Origin of the sequence: Streptomyces sp. NPDC093568, from assembly GCF_044764945.1 — a bacterium.
In the GTDB taxonomy this organism is placed as follows: Bacteria; Actinomycetota; Actinomycetes; order Streptomycetales; family Streptomycetaceae; genus Streptomyces.
Genome location: NZ_JBIWJD010000001.1, coordinates 553,001 through 571,805 on the forward strand (window position 1 = coordinate 553,001; position 18,805 = coordinate 571,805).

Here is an 18,805-nt window from a genome sequence, read left to right on the forward strand (position 1 = left end):
CCTGCACGGATGGCTCTTTCCTCGTCTTTCAGGGGCACGCCGCGTTATGTAGTCGATTCTCCCCACGCGCTCCCCAGGGCTGCTCATCCTCCCCAGCTTCTCCCCAGCGGAGGTGCCGGTCACGCGTTCTGGCGAGGACATGCCTCTGCTTGTCAGATGCCTTCTATCAGTTACGAAGAGCTGCCGCCTGCTTCGGGTTGTCCCGTTGGAGCCTGCCGCGTGCAACTCGTCTTCAGGCGGGGCGCGTGTCGTCGACCACGTATCCGCGCCGCTTGTCCACCACGTTGCGCAACGGTCGGCCCTCGATGTGCCGTGTGAAGTTGTCGAGGAACACCTCGATGAGCGCCTCTCGCTCGCTGGTGGTCTCGCCCGCCGTGTGTGGGGAGATCATCACGCCGGGCATGTTCCACAGGGGAGATTCGGCAGGCAGCGGTTCCTGTGCGAACACGTCCAGGGCTGCGCCGGCGAGCCGTCCGGCGGCGAGGTGGTCGACCAGCGCCTCCTCGTCGACGAGTCCGCCACGGCCTACGTTGATCAGCCGGGCCCCCGGCTTCATGGCCGCCAGCACGGGGGCGTCGACCATTCCCCGGGTGCCCTGTGTGAGGGGAGCGGCCAGGACGACGTAGTCCGCTTCCGTCAGGGCGGAGCGCAGAGTCGCCGCACCGTGGACCGTGCCGAAGTCGGGGTCGTCCGTACGGGGCGCGCGGCCGGCTCCGCTCACCCGCATCCCGACGGCGCGCAACAGCCGGGCGATGGCCCGGCCGATCGGCCCCGTCCCCCAGACCAGCACGGTGCGTCCGGTGATGCTGTCGCTGGGGCGCGGGCGCCACTCGCGGCGCCGCTGGTGCTCCCATGTGCCGGGGAAGTCCTTGGCGAGGGCGAGGATCAGGCCCAGGACGTACTCGGCGGTCGGCTGCTCGTAGACCCCGCGGGCGTTGGTCAGGACGACCTGCGGATCGTCCACCAGGGCGGGGAACAGGAAGGAGTCCACGCCTGCGGAGGACGCGTGCACCCAGCGGGGTGCCTTGTGCGGATCGTCGGGCCATGCCTCCCGGATGGCCGGGGTGATGTTCACCCAGGCCAGCAGGACGTCGGCGCCGGGGAGGAGGTAGGGCAGCTCCTCCTCGGTGGCGTAGACGGTGTCGGCGAGGCTTTCGAGGCGCGCGGTGGCGGGAGGCCGGTTGCCGCGGTAGAGGACGACGAGTCGGTCGCGCATGTCAGGCTCCGACGGGGACGGCCAGGTACTTGTACTCCAGGAACTCGTCGATGCCGACGCGTCCGCCTTCGCGGCCCAGGCCGGACTGCTTGACGCCGCCGAAGGGCGCGGCGGGGTTGGAGACCAGTCCGGTGTTGATGCCGATCATGCCGCTTTCGAGGCGTTCGGCGACCCGCAGGGCACGGTCGAGGTTCTGGGTGAACAGGTAGGCGGCCAGGCCGAACTCGGTGTCGTTGGCGGCAGCGACGGCCGCGTCTTCGGTCTCGAAGGTACGGATCGCGGCGACCGGGCCGAAGATCTCGGAGTCGATGATCGCGGAGTCGGGGGCTATACCGGTGAGGACGGTGGGCGGGTAGAAGCAGCCGGGGCCCTCGGGGAGTTCGCCGCCGGTCAGGACGGTGGCGCCGCGCTTGACGGCGTCCCGCACCAGGTCGTGTGCCTTGCTGCGGCCGACGACGTCGATGAGGGGGCCAACATCGGTGCCGGGTTCGGTGCCGGGCCCGACGGTGAGGGCGGCCATGCGGGCGGCCATGCGGGAGGCGAACTCCTCGGCGACAGAGGTGTGGACGAAGATGCGGTTGGCCGCGCAGCAGGACTCGCCCATGTTGCGCATCTTGGCGACCATGGTTCCCTCGACGGCCACGTCGAGGTCGGCGTCGGCGAAGACGAGGAGCGGGGCGTTGCCGCCCAGTTCCATGGAGGTGCGGATGACGGTGTCGGCGCACTGGGCCAGCAGGATCCGGCCGACCTGGGTCGAGCCGGTGAAGGACAGCTTGCGGATCTGGCCGCCGCGCAGCAGGGGTTCGACGACGCCGGCGGCATCGGAGGTGGTGACGACGTTCAGCACCCCGGCCGGCAGACCCGCTTCCGTGAGGATCTGAGCCAGGACCAGGCTGGTCAGGGGGGTCTGGGGGGCGGGTTTGAGGACGATGGTGCAGCCGGCGGCGATGGCGGGGCCGATCTTGCGGGTGCCCATGGCGAGGGGGAAGTTCCAGGGAGTGATGAGCAGACAGGGTCCGACGGGCTGACGTGTGACCAGCAGGCGATTCCTGCCGTCGGGGGCGGTCATCATGCCGCCGTCGACACGGACGGCTTCCTCGGAGAACCAGCGGAAGAACTCGGCGCCGTAGGCGACCTCAGCACGCGCCTCGGCCAGGGGCTTGCCCATCTCCAGGGTCATCAGCAGCGCGAGGTCCTCGGTGCGCGCGATGATGATGTCGTAGGCGCGACGCAGGATCTCGCTGCGCACGCGCGGTGGAGTGGCGGCCCAGGCGGCCTGCGCGGCGACCGCCGCTTCAAGGGCCCGTCGGCCGTCGCCGGGTGAGGCGTCGGCGACCTGGCACAGTTTCTCGCAGGTGGCCGGGTTGTCGACGGACAGGGTTCGGCCGGACTCCGCGTCCTGCCAATCGCCGCCGATGAACAGCTGCTTGGGAACATCACGGACGACAGTCATCGTGGGTATCTCCTTGTGGGTGCAGAGGGGCTGTCGACCGGTCAGCGGATGCGGTCGAGCGTCTTGTAGTAGGCGCCCGCGAAGGGCAGGAACCAGGCGGTGCCGTTGTAGAGGGGGATACGGGGCGGGGCGATGTCGCGAACGGGGTTGACCTCGGGGTGGCCGTCCATCACCTCGGCCATGACCTGCCCCATGTGGGTGGCCATCTGCACGCCGTGGCCGGCGTATCCCATGGAGTAGTAGACGCCGTCGTCGGTCTGGCCGGCGTGCACGATGCGGTCCATGGCGAAGCCGACGGAGCCGCCCCACACGTACTCGATCTTCGTGCGGGAGAGCTGGGGGAAGATCCCGCACATCTCACGGAACAGGACGGCCCCGCTCTTCTTGTCCGAGGTGGGGTCGGACGGCGCGAAGCGGGCTCGGCCGCCGAACAGCAGCCGGTTGTCCGGGGTGAGCCGGAAGTAGTGGCAGACCTTGTTGGAGTCGACGATGAGGCGGGCCTTGGGGATGATGTCCCGGGCGAGTTCCTCACCGAGCGGCTCGGTGACGATGATGAAGCTGCCCACGCAGACCTGCTGGCGGCGCAGCCAGGGGAAGTTCCTGTCGGTGTAGGCGTCGGTGGCCATCATGACCTGCCCGGCACGGATCACACCGCGCTCGGTGCTGACCTCGAACCGTCCGGCGGCGGTACGCCGTACGCCGACGGCCGCGTTGCGCTCGTGGATCTCGACACCGGTGCGCTCGCACGCCTCGGCCATGCCGCGCACGAATCGGCCGACGTGCAGGGCGGCGCTGAACGGGTCGAGCAGGCCTCCGTGGTAGGTGTCGGAGCCGATCTCGGAACGCAGCTCGGCCTTGCCGATCAGAGTGGTCTCGTGTCCGAAGTGTTTGGCCAGAGCGCGCTGTTGGGCCTTCTTGCTCTCGAAGTGGGCGGGGCGGGCGGCGACGCCCAGGCGTCCGACGCGGCGGAACTGGCAGTCAATGGACTCCTCGTTGACGAGCCGTTCGACGGTGTCCACCGCCTCGCCGTAGGAGTTGTAGATCTCACGGGCCCGTTCGAGCCCGTACCGGCGGATGGCCTGGCCCACGCCGATGGTGAAGCCCAGGTTGGCCATGCCGCCGTTGCGGGCGGAGGCTCCGGAGCCGATCTGGCCCTTTTCGACGAGGGTGACGCGGGCGCCCTTGCGCGCGGAGTGCAGAGCCGTGGACAGACCCGTCAGGCCGGCGCCGATGACCACCAGGTCGGTGTCCTCGGTCAGCGGCTTGCCGGATCGGTCGGGAAACGCCCCGGCGGTTTCTATCCAGTAGGGAATCGTCTTCATGTCGGGTCCTTAGCGGGGAGTTTCGAAGTGAGGGGGTGACCGGGGAGCGGGGCCGGTCGCGCTCTGAGCGCCTGCGCGGCCCGTGTCGGCGGGAAGGCCGGGATGGGGGCGGTGCCGCCAGGCCGTGCTGACTGTCCTGTGCCACCGAGTTCGCGGACGGAGCGATGGAGGGGGCGCTGACGACGGCGAGGGCCAGTTCGACGTCGTACTGGAGGTGTTGAGGACGCGGACGGTCGGGAGGCGGACGTTGCGTCACCCGCGGTCGGCCGGCGACTTCTCCACGCTTGCCACGGCAAGGCCGCTTCCGCGTGACCAGCCGCTTCTACAGCACCCTTTCGAGGAAGGCCTGGGTTCGTTTCTCGCGAGGGTTGGCCAGCACTTCGCGTGCGTCGCCGCGTTCGACTGCGATGCCTTCGTCCATGAAGAGCACTTCGTCGGCCACCTCGCGGGCGAAGGCCATCTCGTGGGTGACGAGCAGCATGGTCATTCCGTTGCCGGCGAGGTCGCGCATGACGGCGAGTACTTCGCCCACGCGCTCGGGGTCCAGTGCGCTGGTGGGTTCGTCGAACAGCATGATGGTGGGTTCCATGGCGAGTGCGCGGGCGATGGCCACACGCTGCTGCTGGCCGCCGGAGAGCTGGGCGGGGTACTTGTGGCCGCACCCCTCCAGGCCGACCCTGGCCAGCAGTTGCTGTGCCTGCTCCCGGCAGGAGGCGCGGTCCTTCTTCTGCACCAGTACCGGTCCGGACATGACGTTGCTCTCGGCGGTCATGTTGGGGAACAGGTTGAACTGCTGGAACACCATGCCTATACGGGCGCGCTGTTCGGCCAGCCGCTTGGGGCGCACGGCGTGGTAGGCGTCGTCCTTCTCGACGTAGCCGAAGTCCTCTCCGTTGACCTTGAGGACTCCGCGGTCGACGGTCTCCAGGCCGTTGATGCACCGCAGCAGGGTTGATTTGCCCGAGCCGCTCGGCCCGATGATGCAGGAGATCTCCCCGGCCGCGACGGTCAGGTCGATGTCACGCAGGACCTGGTGACGTCCGAAGCTCTTGCACAGCTTGCGTGCGACGATCGTTCCGTCCGGGTTCACAACAGCGACTCCCTCGTAGTGGGAACGAGTTGACCGGCCCCGGGCTCGGCCGAGGTGGCGGCCGGGGTCAGCCGTGCCCGGGTGGAGCGGGAGAAGCGGCGCTCGATCATGGACTGCGGCACGCTCAGCACCAGCGTCATGATCAGGTACCAGAGGCTGGCCACGATCAGTAGCGGGATCGTCTGGTAGGTGCGGGCGTAGATCGCCTGGGCGCTCTGCAGCAGATCGGCGACGCCGAGCACGCTCACCAGCGAGGTCTCCTTGAGCATGCCGATCACCTGGTTCCCGGTGGCGGGGATGATCGCCGGCATCGTCTGCGGGATGATCACGTGGCGGAGCTTGGTGAAGGCCGACATGCCCAGGGACTCCGCGGCCTCGTGCTGTCCGCGGCTGACCGAGGCGAACCCGCCGCGGATGATCTCGGACATGTAGGCGGCCTGGTTGAGCGTCAGACCCACGATGGCCGCGGTCATCGGCGTCATGATCGCGTTCACGTTCACCGGTGTGGAGATGTCGGTGAACGGGATGCCGATCGAGAGGTTCGGGTACAGCGCCGCGATGTTGAACCAGAAGACCAGCTGCACGAGCACCGGGGTGCCGCGGAAGAAGGTGATGTAGAGCTGGGCCAGCCCGGAGACGGGTCGCTGCTGCGACATGCGCATCACCGCCAGCACCAGCCCCAGCAGCGTGCCCAGACCCATGCTCGCCGCGGTCAGGAGCAGCGTGACCAGCAGGCCGTTGAGGATGGTCTGCGTGGTGAAGTAGCTGAACACCACGGGCCAGCGGTAGTTCTCGTTCGTCACGGCGGTCCACACCAGACCGGCGACGATCGCGATGGCGACGGCCCAGGCGACGTAGTCGCGCGGACGTTTCGGCGTGATGCGCTTCTTCTCTTCGGCCCGTAGTGGTGGCACCGGTCCGCTCCTGGGCGTCGTGGTCTCGATCACGTCCATCGGCGTCTCAGTCCTGCGGGACGGCCGTGGCCGCGGTCTTGATCCCCAGGTCCTGGAGCCCCCAGCGGCCCAGCGCCTGGGCGTACTTGGGGCTGTCGATGATCGACTGAAGGGCGGCCTGCACCGCGGGAGTCAGCGGGGAGTCCTTCTTCAGGGCGACGGTCACGGGCTTGGTGGTCACCAGGGGCTTGAGGACGTCGAACGTCTTGGGCTGCTGCGTGGCCGCCCACTCGAGCGCGACGAAGTCGTACATCACCGCGTCGATCCGCTTGGAGACCAGCTGGGTGAGAGCGTCGTTCACGCTGGGCAGGGTCACGGCCTTGATGGCCGGCTTGCCCTTGCTCGTACAGTCCTGCTTCGACAGCTGGGGCAGCCACTGCAGTTCCTGGGTGCTGCCGGACGTGACACCGACGCGGTGCCCGCACAGCGTGTGGGTGCCCAGTTTCTGCGGGTTGCCATAGGGGACGGACACTCCGGTCCCGGCCTTGAAGTAGTCGACCATGTCGAGCGCCTTCAGCCGGTCCGCCGTGGCGCCCATGGTGGAGACGGTGAAGTCGTACCGGTTTGCCTGCAGTCCGGTGATGATGGTGTCGAACTTGACGTTGTTGATCTGGAGCTTCAGACCGAGCTCGGCGGCGACCAGCCGGGCCATGTCCGGGTTGAACCCGATCGGGGTCTTGTTGTCCGATGCCATGAACGTGGTGGGCGGGTACGACAGGTCCATGGCCACCGAGAGCGTGCCCTTGGCCTTCACCGCGGCGGGCAGCAGCTTCACCGCATTCTGGTCGGGCTTCACGCCGATCGAGATGTCGTCGGTGTGCTCGGCGGACGGGCCGGATCCTCCGCCCTGTGCCGTGCTCTTCGCCCCCACGTTCTGCCCGGTGGCGCCGGCCCCGCACGCGGCCAGCGCGAAGGCCAGGGCGGTCGTGACGATCGGGATGCTCAACTGCCTGTTGACCTGCATGGCTGCGGCTACGGCGCCTGCGGTGCGGCGTACGGTTCTGCGGCCTGTCCGGTTGATTTCCATGGCGGTGCCTCCTGGGGAACGCGGGGATACGGGGGGCCGGTGATGCGAGGGATGCGACGGATGCGGGTGGGGCCGTGATACGGGGGGTACGGGGAGCCCGATCTACGTGGGGGGCGATGTGTGGGTCGGGCCGGGGGTGGGACGTCGTCGTGGCGCGTCAGATGCCCAGCATCTGGTTGAGCTCGTCGAGGGACTTGACGGTCACGTAGTCGTAGCCGTGGGTGACCGGGTCGTAGCCGCGGTCCAGGAGGACGAGGTTGCGGAAACCCATGTCGTGCATCGGCAGCAGGTCGTAGCGGGTGTGCGAGGAGACGTGCACGAAGTCCTCGGGGGACGCGTCGAGCTGGTCGAGCATGTACTCGAACGCCGCGTAGCGGGGCTTGTAGTAGCCGGCCTGCTCCGCAGTGAAGACCGCGTGGAAGTCCGCGCCGAGCCGGGGCACGCTCTCCGCGAGGAAGGAGTCCTCGGCGTTGGAGAGGATCACCAGCTTGTAGTGCTCGCCCATCTTCTTCAGCGGTTCCGGCACATCCGCGTGCGGGCCCCAGCTGCGCACGCCGTCGGCCAACCGCTTGCCGGCGTCCGAGGCGGCCTTGACGCCCCACTTGCGGCAGACCCGCTCGAAGGCGTCCTGCAGCGTCTGCTCGTAGGGGCGGAACGCGTCGAGGATCGAGTCGTAGCGGTAGCCGCGGAACTCCTTGACGAACTGGTCCCAGTGCTCGGCCGGGATCTGGTCACCGACGAGTTCACGGGTGATGGGGGTCATCGGCCACTCGATCAACGTGCCGTAGCAGTCGAACGAGACGTACTTCGGGCGGAACTGGAACGAGGGGATGGGACGCATGGAAGCACTCCAGTCTCTTGTGCGTGAATAACCGGTCATGGCCGACACGGACTTGTTTTTTGGCATGCCCGCGACAGGAAGGTCGGAGCGCAGGGCGGTGCCGTGGACGATCGCCGGAGATCAGGCGGCGCCGACACCTGCCGGAGCGAGGAAGGCGACGGGGTGCCGGGTGGTGCCGTCGAGTGCCAGGTCTGCGGCGATCTCTCCCATCGCGGGCGCGATCTTGAAGCCGCTGCCGGAGAACCCGGCCATGACGATGATGTCGTCCTCGCCGGGAAGATGACCGACGAGCGGGTTTCCGGACTGCGTGTAGCCCTCCATGTAGGCCGACATCCTGATGGGGTCGGGGTTCAGGTCGGGCATGAGTTCATCGATGAGCTCGCGAAAGGTACCGAGTTCCTCGGGGCGGACCGCGCGGTCGAGCCGTTCGGGCTCGGGCACCGGCGCGTGGTACTTGAAGGAGAGACCGAGCTTGACGGAGATGCCGTCGGGTGACGGGATTCCGAAGCAGTCGTGCGGTACGGCGCGTACGAACGGAGGAGCACCGCCCGCGAACCAGTCGTGACGGGTGGGCAGGTGCCAGGAGCAGACCACCCGCCGTACGTCGACGGCTTGGGGAAGGTCCGGGAGCAAGGTGTTGATCCAGGGGCCCACGGTCACCACGGCGACGTCCACATGGTCCGTGCCCTGGTCGGTGACGATCCGCACCCCGCCGCCCGCCGCGGGGACGACCTCGCGCACCGTGGTGTAGCGGTGCAGCCGGGCACCCAGCTGTTCGGCACGGGTGGCGGCGGCCTGGATGGACGCCTCCGGCCTGATGACGGCGCCCAACCGGTCCAGTACGGCGATGTGTCCGTCCGGGAGCCGGTGCTGCGGGTAGCGGCGGGCAAGTTCCTCCCTCTCCAGGACCTCGTGATCCAGTCCCTGGGCGGTGCTGGTGGAGAGGAGGAGGCTCATGGACGGTGAGGAGGCCTCCCCCATCACCAGGCTGCCGCTGCGGCGTCGCAGCGACCGGCCCGTCTCCGCCTGCAGTTGCTCCCACATCCGGTCCGCCAGCCGCAGCAGAGGAATGTACGCGCGCTCCCCGAGGTGGACGGCTCGGTAGATGCGGCTCTCGCCCCCGGCCGCGCCGCGGTCGTGACCCGGTGCGTACCGGTCGTAGCCGATGACCTCGGCTCCACGGGCGGCCAGTCGCCACATGGCCTGGCTGCCCATGCTGCCGGCACCGATCACGGCGACGCGCCTCGGGATGCGCATGAGGTCGCTCCTCTCGATGGTGTGGTCTGGGTGGCAGTCGGGCCCCAGCACGCTGCGGATACCGTGCGGACCTTTGCAGTTCGGATCCTGCCGGGGATGGCGTTCACTTTCCGCCCGGCGGAACCTGCAGGTCAACCCACACTGTGTTCCGGCTTGGGGCCTTCTCGAGACGGTCTGTCACGGCGGACGACCGGACTGCCCGAATGACGGGCCGCCTCTTGTCACGATGAGTGGCCGGTGCCATGGTGAGCCGGATTCCTTCAGAAGAAAGACCCCCTATGCCGCCCAGACACACCGCAACCGGGCACTTCCCCACCCTGAGGGAGGTACTGCTCCTGCCCGTGCTCACCGAAGGGATGCCGCGCGTGCTGGCCGGGGAGTCACGGCTGGACAGCCCGGTGCGCTGGGTGCACGTCACCGAGCTCCTCAACCCCGCGGACTTCCTGGAGGGCGGCGAGCTGGTACTGACGACCGGCATGCCGCATCCTGAGGACCCCTCCGAGCTGCGCGGCTACGTCGCCCAGCTTGCGGACGTCGGTGCGGCCGGCCTGGTCGTGGAACTCGGCTACCGGTACCAGAAGGTGCCCCACGAGCTGGTGGCGGCGTGCCGCGCTCGCGACGTGCCGCTGGTCGAGCTGGCCCGTGGCGTCCGGTTCGTCGACGTCACTCAGACGGTGCACGCGCTCATCCTCGACGCCCAGGGGGCCCTGCTGCGCCGCGGCAGGGACATCCAGAACATCTTCACCGCCCTGACCCTGCGGGGCGCGGACCCCGAGGAACTGGTGCACACCACCGCGGAGCTCACCGGAGCCCCCGTGGTACTGGAGGACCTCACCCACCGGGTCCTCATGTGCGAGCTGCTCGGCCGGCCGTACGAACCGGTGGTCTCGGCCTGGTCGCGGCGCTCACGAGCCGCACCGACACCGGAGACGATCACGCCGAGCGGCCCGGAGGGGTGGCTGATCGCACCGGTGCAGGACCACCACGGGCCCTGGGGGCGGCTTGTCCTGCTGGAGGGCCGGCTCAACGCCGAGCCCGACCCCGAACACATCCTCGTGCTGGAAAGCGCTGCGGTCGCGCTGACCATGGCGCGCCTTGCGGGGCAGGCCTGGTGGGAGCGCCGGGCCCACCGCACCGTGCTGCGAGACCTGTACGAACGGCGTTTCCGCTCCTCCGCCGACGCGCGTGCCCGCACCGAGGCACTGGGGCTGCCCACCTCCGGACACCGGCTCTTCGCCGTGGTCATCCGCCACCCGTGCTCCAGCACCGAGGACGAGCACGTCGACGAACGGATCGCGAAGGCGCTGACGCACACGGGCGTGCGCGCCCTGGTCGGCGAGACGGCCCCGGGCCGGATCGGCGTCCTCATGGCACTGGCACAGGCGAGTGCCTGGCAGCCGGTCGCCGAACGGATCGGCCGGCTGACCCGGGAAGAACTCGGACCGCGGGCGGTCGTCGCCGTCGGCCCCGGCGTGACCGACCTCGGCGGGATCGCCCGGTCGTGGCAGGAGGCGGAGCAGACCGCCGAGGCCATCACCGCGGCCTCCCCGGAGCGGTGGTTCTACGTATCCGCCGACGTCCAGCTGCCGGACCTGCTGGGCGTCCTGCGCGCGGACACGCGCCTTCAGCGGTACGCGGAACGGCAACTGGCCCGCCTCATAGAGCACGACGACCGCAACAACGGCGACCTGCTCCCTGCGCTGCGCGCGTATCTCGCGGCGGCCGGGAACAAGTCGGTCGCGGCGAAACACTCCGGTATGTCCCGGCAGGCGTACTACCAGCGCCTGCACACCATTGAACGTCTCCTTGGCTGCGACCTGGAATCTGGACTGCAGCGCACGTCCCTGCATGTCGCGGTACTGGTCCTGGACGCGGGCTAGGCGCCTGCGGGGGCGAGGGCAGGTTCGCACACGGCGCCGCTCTGAAGACCGTCGCCATCGTCGATACCGCAGAGCGCCCTGCACCGTTCGAACGACCTCTGCCACGGGTGCCGGTAGGGCGCGGATCGGAAAGAGGCGCAGCGCGCCGGAGTGGCCCGGCGAGCGGCGGGTGGTGTCGTCCCCGCCGCGCACCGCGGAAGGGGACGACTCAGAGGAGCTCGATCAGCCGGTCGGTGAACTCGGCGGTGGTCGCGGTTCCGCCCAGGTCACGGGTACGGGTATCGCTCTTGGCCAGAATCGCCGCGATCGCATCCGTGATGTCCTTGGCCGCGGCTCCATGGCCGAGGTGGTCGAGCATCAGGGCCGCGGACCAGATCGCGCCCAGCGGGTTGGCGATGCCCTGGCCCGCGATGTCGGGCGCGGAACCGTGCACCGGCTCGAACATCGAGGGAAAGTCCCGTTCGGGGTTGAGGTTGGCCGACGGGGCGATGCCGATGGATCCGGCGACCGCGGCCGCGAGGTCGCTCAGGATGTCGCCGAAGAGGTTGGAGGCGACGACTACGTCGAAGCGGGCGGGGTCGAGGACGAACTTGGCCGCCAGCGCGTCGATGTGTTCCTGGCCCCAGGTGACGTCGGGGTGCCCGGCGGCCCGTTCGGCGATCAGCTGGTCCCAGAACGGCATGGTGTGGATGATGCCGTTGGACTTGGTGGCGGAGGTGAGCCTTCCTCGGCGGCGGGCGGCGAGCGAGAACGCGTAGTCGGCGATCCGGGTGACCCCGGCGCGGGTGAACACCGCTTCCTGGACGGCCAGTTCCTCGGATGTGCCCTGGTTCAGTCGTCCGCCGATCTCGCTGTACTCGCCCTCGGCGTTCTCCCGGACGACGACGATGTCGACCTCGCCCGGACGTGCGCCGCGCACCGGACTGTCGATGCCTTCGAAGACACGGATGGGCCGGAGGTTGACGTACTGGCGGAAGCTGCGCCGAATCGGGATCAGCAGTCCCCACAGCGAGACGTGGTCGGGCACTCCCGGGTATCCCACGGCGCCCAGCAGAATCGCGTCCTTGTCGCGCAGCTGGTCGAGCCCGTCGGTGGGCATCATGGCGCCCTCCCGCAGGTACCGCTCGCACGACCAGTCGTACGACGTGTAGGACAGGCTGAAGCCGTGGCGGCGGCCGAGAACGTCAAGGACCTGCTGTGCTGGGGGCAGTACCTCGGCGCCTATGCCGTCGCCGGGGATCAGGGCAATGCGGTGGGTTGTCGTCATGCCGTCGATTGCAGCAAGGCGGTCCGTGGGGCGTCCAAGACGCAAAGCGGATATCCCATATAGGCGACGCCTATCAGCTCCAGCGGTGCCTGTCAGCTGCCGGTGGCTGTGGTGGCGGCCGTGAGGAACGCGGCGGCTGCCGGCGACAGGCTGCCGCGGCGGCTGACGAGAGCGATGTCCAAGCTGGTCTCCGGCTTGATGTCCAGAACGCGGGCGCCCAGCCGCCGGGCGAGGTCCCGCCAGGAATCCATGATCACCGCGAGCCCCACTCCGGCCAACACCAGCGGCATGAGCGACACCCGGTGCTCCGTCTCGGCGGCGATGGTGAACTCGATGCCCTGTTCCCGCAGCGCGTCGACGTAGGCACGCATCCCGGTACCCGGCTGTCCGACGATCAGCCGCTGTCCGGCAAGCTCGTGGCATTCCACCGCGGTCCGACCAGCGAACGGGCCGTCGGCCGGCACCATCAGCACGAAGCGCTGCCGCTCCAGCGCGTAGGCGACGACCTCCTTGTCGGAGAACGGCCCGGTGGACGCCAAGAGCCCCAGTTCCACGGCACCCGTGCGCACCATGTTGATGACATCACGTGCGGTGAACGCCGCTTTGATGGCCACGGAGACGCCGGGGTACCGGTGGCAGAAGGTACTCACCAGACTCGTCAGCGGTTCCACCGCCTGCGACGGCACGGATGCCACGTCCAGGCGTCCCTCACGTAGCTCGTGCACCGCCGCGACGCTCGCCCGCGCCGTCTGCAGACTCCGTACCGCCTCCCGGGCAGGTTCGATCAGGGCTCTTCCGGCCTCCGTCAGCACCGCCCTGCGTCCGATGCGATGGAAAAGCTCGGAACCGAGATCACGCTCCAGTGCCCGCACCGCCTGCGACAGCGACGGCTGCGACACGTACAGGGCCGAGGCCGCACGGTTGAATCCACCGCGGTCGACAATCGCCAGGAAGTACTCCAGCTGTCGAACGTCCATACGCGCCCTCCGCCCTCAGGGAATCATCCGACAACTCGATTGGCCGCGACCATGGTTGCGTGAAGGACCGCCTGGACGAAGCACGGACCACCGATGCATTGGCCGTAATCGTCACGTGTCGGCGATGATCGGCGGCAACGGCAAATCTGCCGAGATTGTGGCAGGCGAGACATCTGCCGGAGAATCCGGCTGCGCTGGCCGACGAGCGGTACCCGAGTCGTCACACACACCACACCCGTGACCTCCGAATTCACGATGCACACCACTCACTGGGCGACGTCGAGTTGCTCCAGCGTGTCGACCAGCTCAGGCGGGTGAACGAGGCGGCTTCCGGACGGCGCATCACGTTCGTCACGGAGGTCGATGAGCGGCCGGCCTCCGGCACCGTCATCGACATTTCCCCAGATTCTCCCTCCCCAGAGGCCGTCACGGCTCCTTCTTCGGACGGTGCAAGGGCAAACAGTGCGTGCTGCTGGGGCGGCATTGCCGCCCTACAGCCAGCCCCGACGCTTGAAAATAAGGTACAAACTCACGCAAATCACACCCATCAAGCCGATCGCGAAGGGGTATCCGAGGCCCCAGTGCAGCTCGGGCATATGGGAGAAGTTCATGCCGTAAATGGTTCCAACGAGCGTCGGAGCGAACAGAATCGCCGCCCAGCTCGAGATCTTCTTGAAGTCGTCTACCGGAAGGTCCTGACCTGCGGTGATGCTGTCGAAACTCTCGCTGACCTGGGCTGATCCGTCTTTCTGGATCTTTCAGCGTCCTGTCCGGTAACGCAGTCGATTCTCCCCACGTGCTCCCCAGAGCTATTCGTACTCCCCAGATTCTCCCCAGAGATGGCGCGCGCTGTGAGGCTAGTGGGGAGGGGAGGCTGGCTCAACGGCCGCGCGGGTACTGCTGCACCGAGCCATCGAACTGAACCGTGAAGAAACCTGATTTGTACTTCCGTGGGCTTACGAGTCGGGGAAGCCGAAGTCGATATCAGCGTCCGGGTAGCCCGGGACCCGGACGCTGCCTCGTGGGAAAACCCTCTCCCATTCAGGCGGCTTGGTTCCTGGGATGCGTATGCGCTTGGCTCTGAACGTGTGGTCGAATGCGACTCCGGTCGTGCCTGCGCGACTACCGTCGATCAAGACATCGCCCTGCAAGGAGGTTCCGGTGGACAGGTCGGCGGTACTCACCGTCACCGACGTGCGTCGGTTCAGCGGAATCGGATGCGGGCTCACCGTCACCGCCTGGAAGTTCACGTCCGGCCCGTCGGGCACCTGGGCCAGTGCTCCGTCCGGGACGGAGCGGACATCTGCCCAGGTCCGGCCGAGTGCGAAGAGAACGGCCGGAGAGGTCACCCAGCGTTTCCTACTGCCTTCGATCAGATAGACCTTCGGTTTGGAATCCTCTTTCCTGAGCGAGCCTTCGGGCAGGTCCCAGACCCGTACGGTGGCCGCTTCGCTGGTCACTGCGGCAACATGGAGGCAGACCTTGCGGTCAGGAATGACGCACTGCTCCCCCGCGGTGAAACGTGCCCCAGCGGACGGGTACAGGTAGCTACGACCGTCGGTCCGGATCTCCCGCACGGATACCGCGTCTTCCGGGATGGCCCGGTCCCAGCCAGCCTTCCTGCGGAACTCGATGGTGTGTGCGACGCCGCCGAGCGCTACTTCGGCGACTAGGTAGCCGTGGTTTCCGACAGGAGGCTGGTTCAGAGGATCAAGGGTGACCTCGGCGCTGAAGTCGCGTGTGGACTGTTGCCAGATCCGGCCGGGAGGAACGGCTCCGAGAGCTCGCAGATTGCGGGCATTGAGCCCTACGGTGGCTGCGCCAGCTGTTCCCTTGAATGTGATCGGGAACTGGAACGTGGTTGTGGCGAAGCTCATGAGGTCCCAGCCGTCCCCGTACTCCCAGTCGGGATTCGCCGCGAAGGAGTGAGGCAGTCCGAATCCGTGGCCCATCTCATGGCAGATGAAGCCGAACTCGCAGAGGTGAGGGTCTGAATGGCCGATGACGATGCCGTTGCCGGCTGCTCCGTGATCGACTCCGAAGTTGTGGACGACCAGGACCTGTTGGAACGGTGCGAGATCGACACCGTTCGCCGCGGCGGCGTCCCTTCCCCACTGCACCAGCTTGTATCGCTCGTGCGGGAAGACCAGCCGCGACACATCTGAGGCAGGATGTGTCATGGTGAACCACCCGAAGACCTGGGAGCCAGTGATGTCGATGTTGTTGCTGGTGACTGCCCTCCAGTAGTCGGCGACGCCGCCTGCCCCGCCCACCGTGTAGAGATCAACGTAGTACTCGCGTGGTTGCGGCACTGCGGGGACATCGGAGAAGCGACACAGAACGATCGCCCAAGGCCAAGTGATGGTCATGTCCCCGCCCCTTCCCAGAGCCGACGCCGCGTCGTACTGCCGGTGGGCCGTGGCAGGCTGCCCTGTCCAGCCCCTTGGGCCCTCGGCGGAATCTGTACGGTTCGACAACAGCCTGCTTCCCGGAAGTCGCCCAGCCTCGGCCACTTTGGTCGCCAAGCTTGCAATTGAGCCTTCTCCAACCCCTCGATTGGACTGGCAGTTGGCCTGGCAGGCGGAGGAAGCCCCTGGTAGAGGGCGCGGGCGGTATGGTCCGCCTCCCCTACCGTGGCCGGTGGGACCGCCTTGCCGCCGGTCAACAGGCCGTCAACCACTCCATGCCGGCCACTGTCTCCGGTGAGGCGCCCGGCGTGCCCGTGATCCATACATTTCTGTCCTCCGCAAGCGACGCGAGACACATGGTTGGCTCAGATCACGAACGGGCGTTCGTAAGTGAGGGCAGAACCGCCGGCACCGTACGTCATCAGGGTGGGGATCGCGCCGTTCTGGCTTCCGAGTTGTTTGAGCCGGGCGATGAGCTGTTCGCCGTCACCCGCATAGTTGCCGTCCCCCCACACCGTGACCAGGTGCGAGGTGAACTCGCTGAGAACGCTGCCGGCGAGGGCCGTCTGCGCGTCGAGGCAGGCCGCGAAGCTGGCCACCTTCGCCTCGACGACCGTCATCTCCTTCGGGCCAACGAGGTTGCGCACGCTGTCGTACACGGCACGGTTGGCGCCCTTGTACGGCGTCTCCCAGCGCTGCAACAGCTTGCCCGGCGCCTGGGCGGCGTCTGCTTCGAGGTCGGCGAACAACTGGATGATGTCCTTGGACTGGATGCTGAGCTCCGCCGGCTCGGTCGGCCGCAACTCATCCGGGTCGAGCTCGTCGGCGAATACCTTGCTGAGCTGTTCGTCGGTGAGCGGCTCGGAACTGCGGGCCGCGGGCACCTCGTCGCTGCCGACCTCTTGCCGGGTGACCGGCACCGTGGCGAGCGCGACTTCCAACTGCTTGAAGGAACTGTCGAAATCCTTGACCAGCACGTCCTTGATCGCCTTGCGACCAACGGTGATCTGATCCTTCGCCTTGGCTGCGGTGGCGCTGTGGCAGCTGTCGAAGACCAGGAAAACCCGCACGCCGACGCGGAACTCGCTCAGCAGCAAGTGCAGTTCGTCGTCGACGAGCATTCGGTCATACAGGCAGAGAGTCTCGTCCATGCCGTCGGGCTCGTCGTCGGCGCCGCTGTTCGGGATCTGGCTGCCGTGGCCCGAGAACGACAACAAGAACGCGTCACCGGCGAACAACGCCTCCGTGGCCGCGCGGATCACCGCAGTAACGTTGGCCACGGTCGCGTCCTCATCGGCAAGCACCGACCCGCTGTAGCCGAGGTTCTCGGCCATCCGCTGCATGGCCTTGGCGTCGTTGACGCAAGACGCCAGCACAGCAACTTCGCCGCCGTAGTGGGCCGGGTCCAGTTTGTTCACCCCGACGTGCAGGCTCATCCCGGACGGCGTCCGCACGACACCACCGGAGAAGATCGTGTCGAGCTGGGTCATCGTCTGCTTGCCGACGAAACCATCGGCGTACAGTCCGTAGTCGCGCTGGAAGATCTCGACGGCGCTCGTGGTCCGGGGGCCGAACATGCCGTCCACCTGGGCCTGCAGCAGGTATGCGTCGCTGAGGTCGGCCAGCGCGCTCTGGATGGCGCGGACTGCACTGCGGTGCGTCTCGCGCACGCCGATGGGCCGGACGTTCGACATCGCCGTCTCGAGCCGCTCACGGGTGCTTGCGGTCGTACAACTCGTGAATCGCCTTGCAGTCAACACGGTCCTCCACCTTTCATTGCCATTGATACTGATCGTTGGGCCGGGGCGAGACCGGCACGGTGACGCAGCCGAAACCGACCACGCGGGCCCCTGCGGCGAGGTCAGCCACGCTGGATTCGGCAGGTTCCGGGTCGGGTGCGGGTGCGCCTTCGCCGACCGAGCGGGCGATGGCGAGCCGGGCCAGCCATTCCGAGCGGTCCAGGGGTATCTGGAACCGTTGGACAAGGGCCGGGTCCCGGTACCGCATGGTGATGCCGCCCAAGGCCGCGGTCCTGGGCAGTACGAGCTGGGCGGTACGCCCGGGGACCACCCCGCCGGCGTTGCCCCCACCCTGCACGGTGGTCCAGGGCGGCGGGAGCACGCGGTGCGGGATGCCGCGTACCGGCGGTTTGGCGGGCGTGAACGGCCCCAGCCGCCAGCGGGGTCGCGGTGGCGGCGTGCTTGCCAGGCCGATGACGCTTGCGGCATAGATCGTTTGGACGTACGCGGGTATCGAGCCGTTGATCCCATCGCCGCCGGAGACGAGCTCTCCGTCGGGCAGCCGCCAGTCGTCGCGCTTGAGCAACTGGGCGAACGGCCACGGCCGCAGGGTCTCGATCATGGCGTAGGCGAAGCGGCACTTGGCGGCGCTGGCCGAGGGGGCCATGACCGGCGTCCCAGGGAAGGCTTTCGCCGCACAATCGGCGAGTTCGGCGAACGTGGCCTCGGCGATGGTCCAGGTGGCGCAGTTGGCCGCGGACAACGGATAGAAGGACGTGGGCGCGTAGCTGATGTCCCCGGCGCTGAGCAGCGCGGTCTCGTGGAGTTGTGCCCGGCACGACGCGGCCTCGACGACCGAGGACCGCGAGGCGAGCCGGGTCAGGTCGACGAGCGCCTGCTCCACCTCGTTCTTGTAGCCGAGCACCAACCAGTCGCTGAGCGCGGCCTGCTGCACCTCCACGGAAGCTCCGGCGTCCTGCAAGGACTGAACCACCGCGCTCATCTCCAGGTAGGCGTTGTACTGCGCGGAAGTGTGGATCCCGTCCTTGTCGGTGACGTACAGGACCTGGCGAGCGGCGTCTAGTTCGGCGGCTTCCGAGTCGGTCAGTGCCCGGCGGGCGAAGTCCATCCGGTCGAGCACCGCCGCCATCTGCTCCCACAGCGGCGCAGCCGGCCCGAACGGTTCGGCCGGCCTCCCTTTGCGGGGAACCAGGTTCGCCATCCGCACGAGTTCCGCCTCACGGCCGGCGTCCAAGGTAGTGGAGAGCGGCAGGATCGCGGTCGGCGTGAACTGCACCGGCGCGGCCGGGACCACGGCGAAGCCGTCGTACGCCCGGCGCTGGTCCATCCACGCTGTGAGGGCCACGTGCACACC

General features: G+C 68.0%; 14 protein-coding genes and 1 pseudogene. 1 reads left to right on the forward strand and 14 read right to left on the reverse strand.

Features of this window, described 5'->3' with window-relative positions; all coding sequences use genetic code 11:
- Window positions 1-232 precede the first annotated feature (232 nt).
- From ACIRD7_RS02300 to solA, 8 genes are all read right to left on the reverse strand, one after another.
- Window positions 233-1,216, reverse strand: a complete 984-nt coding sequence (locus tag ACIRD7_RS02300) for a D-2-hydroxyacid dehydrogenase (protein ID WP_403448598.1) — start codon at window positions 1,214-1,216, stop codon at window positions 233-235.
- 1 nt (window position 1,217) lies between these two features.
- A complete protein-coding gene (locus ACIRD7_RS02305) occupies window positions 1,218-2,669 on the reverse strand; it encodes an NAD-dependent succinate-semialdehyde dehydrogenase (protein ID WP_403448601.1) in 1,452 nt (483 codons plus the stop codon).
- A gap of 41 nt (window positions 2,670-2,710) precedes the next feature.
- Window positions 2,711-3,991 carry an NAD(P)/FAD-dependent oxidoreductase gene (locus ACIRD7_RS02310; RefSeq protein WP_403448603.1) on the reverse strand — a complete coding sequence of 427 codons (1,281 nt, stop codon included), beginning with the start codon at window positions 3,989-3,991 and terminating at the stop codon, window positions 2,711-2,713.
- A 322-nt stretch (window positions 3,992-4,313) separates the two neighbouring features.
- A complete protein-coding gene (locus ACIRD7_RS02315; RefSeq protein ID WP_351469011.1) occupies window positions 4,314-5,081 on the reverse strand; it encodes an amino acid ABC transporter ATP-binding protein in 768 nt (255 codons plus the stop codon).
- Window positions 5,078-6,034, reverse strand: a complete 957-nt coding sequence (locus tag ACIRD7_RS02320; protein ID WP_403448607.1) for an amino acid ABC transporter permease — start codon at window positions 6,032-6,034, stop codon at window positions 5,078-5,080. The genes ACIRD7_RS02315 and ACIRD7_RS02320 overlap by 4 nt, the downstream gene beginning before the upstream one ends.
- Window positions 6,035-6,041: 7 nt before the next feature.
- Window positions 6,042-7,061 carry an ABC transporter substrate-binding protein gene (locus ACIRD7_RS02325; protein ID WP_403448610.1) on the reverse strand — a complete coding sequence of 340 codons (1,020 nt, stop codon included), beginning with the start codon at window positions 7,059-7,061 and terminating at the stop codon, window positions 6,042-6,044.
- A gap of 157 nt (window positions 7,062-7,218) precedes the next feature.
- Window positions 7,219-7,902, reverse strand: a complete 684-nt coding sequence (locus ACIRD7_RS02330) for a haloacid dehalogenase type II (protein ID WP_403448613.1) — start codon at window positions 7,900-7,902, stop codon at window positions 7,219-7,221.
- Window positions 7,903-8,022: 120 nt separating this feature from the next.
- Entirely contained in the window at window positions 8,023-9,159 is a 1,137-nt protein-coding gene (gene solA, locus ACIRD7_RS02335; protein WP_403448616.1) for an N-methyl-L-tryptophan oxidase, read from the reverse strand.
- A gap of 278 nt (window positions 9,160-9,437) precedes the next feature.
- Here solA and ACIRD7_RS02340 point away from each other — a divergent pair, with 278 nt between their 5' ends.
- Entirely contained in the window at window positions 9,438-11,039 is a 1,602-nt protein-coding gene (locus ACIRD7_RS02340; protein WP_403448618.1) for a PucR family transcriptional regulator, read from the forward strand.
- A 208-nt stretch (window positions 11,040-11,247) separates the two neighbouring features.
- Here the strand turns inward: ACIRD7_RS02340 and ACIRD7_RS02345 are convergent, their stop codons facing one another.
- From ACIRD7_RS02345 to ACIRD7_RS02370, 6 genes and pseudogenes are all read right to left on the reverse strand, one after another.
- On the reverse strand, window positions 11,248-12,306 hold the full coding sequence (locus ACIRD7_RS02345) for a tartrate dehydrogenase (RefSeq protein WP_403448621.1): 1,059 nt from the start codon (window positions 12,304-12,306) through the stop codon (window positions 11,248-11,250).
- Window positions 12,307-12,398: 92 nt separating this feature from the next.
- Complete coding sequence (locus ACIRD7_RS02350) at window positions 12,399-13,283, reverse strand: LysR substrate-binding domain-containing protein (protein ID WP_403448623.1); 885 nt, start codon at window positions 13,281-13,283, stop codon at window positions 12,399-12,401.
- A gap of 491 nt (window positions 13,284-13,774) precedes the next feature.
- A pseudogene (locus ACIRD7_RS02355) lies at window positions 13,775-13,966 on the reverse strand (CorA family divalent cation transporter); the annotation flags it as partial.
- A gap of 273 nt (window positions 13,967-14,239) precedes the next feature.
- Window positions 14,240-15,652, reverse strand: a complete 1,413-nt coding sequence (locus tag ACIRD7_RS02360; RefSeq protein ID WP_403448626.1) for a hypothetical protein — start codon at window positions 15,650-15,652, stop codon at window positions 14,240-14,242.
- Window positions 15,653-16,056: 404 nt separating this feature from the next.
- The gene (locus ACIRD7_RS02365; protein ID WP_403448629.1) at window positions 16,057-17,451 is read right to left on the reverse strand and encodes a caspase family protein; all 1,395 of its coding nucleotides are present in this window, start codon (window positions 17,449-17,451) and stop codon (window positions 16,057-16,059) included.
- Window positions 17,452-17,464: 13 nt separating this feature from the next.
- Entirely contained in the window at window positions 17,465-18,796 is a 1,332-nt protein-coding gene (locus ACIRD7_RS02370) for a hypothetical protein (protein ID WP_403448632.1), read from the reverse strand.
- Window positions 18,797-18,805 lie beyond the last annotated feature (9 nt).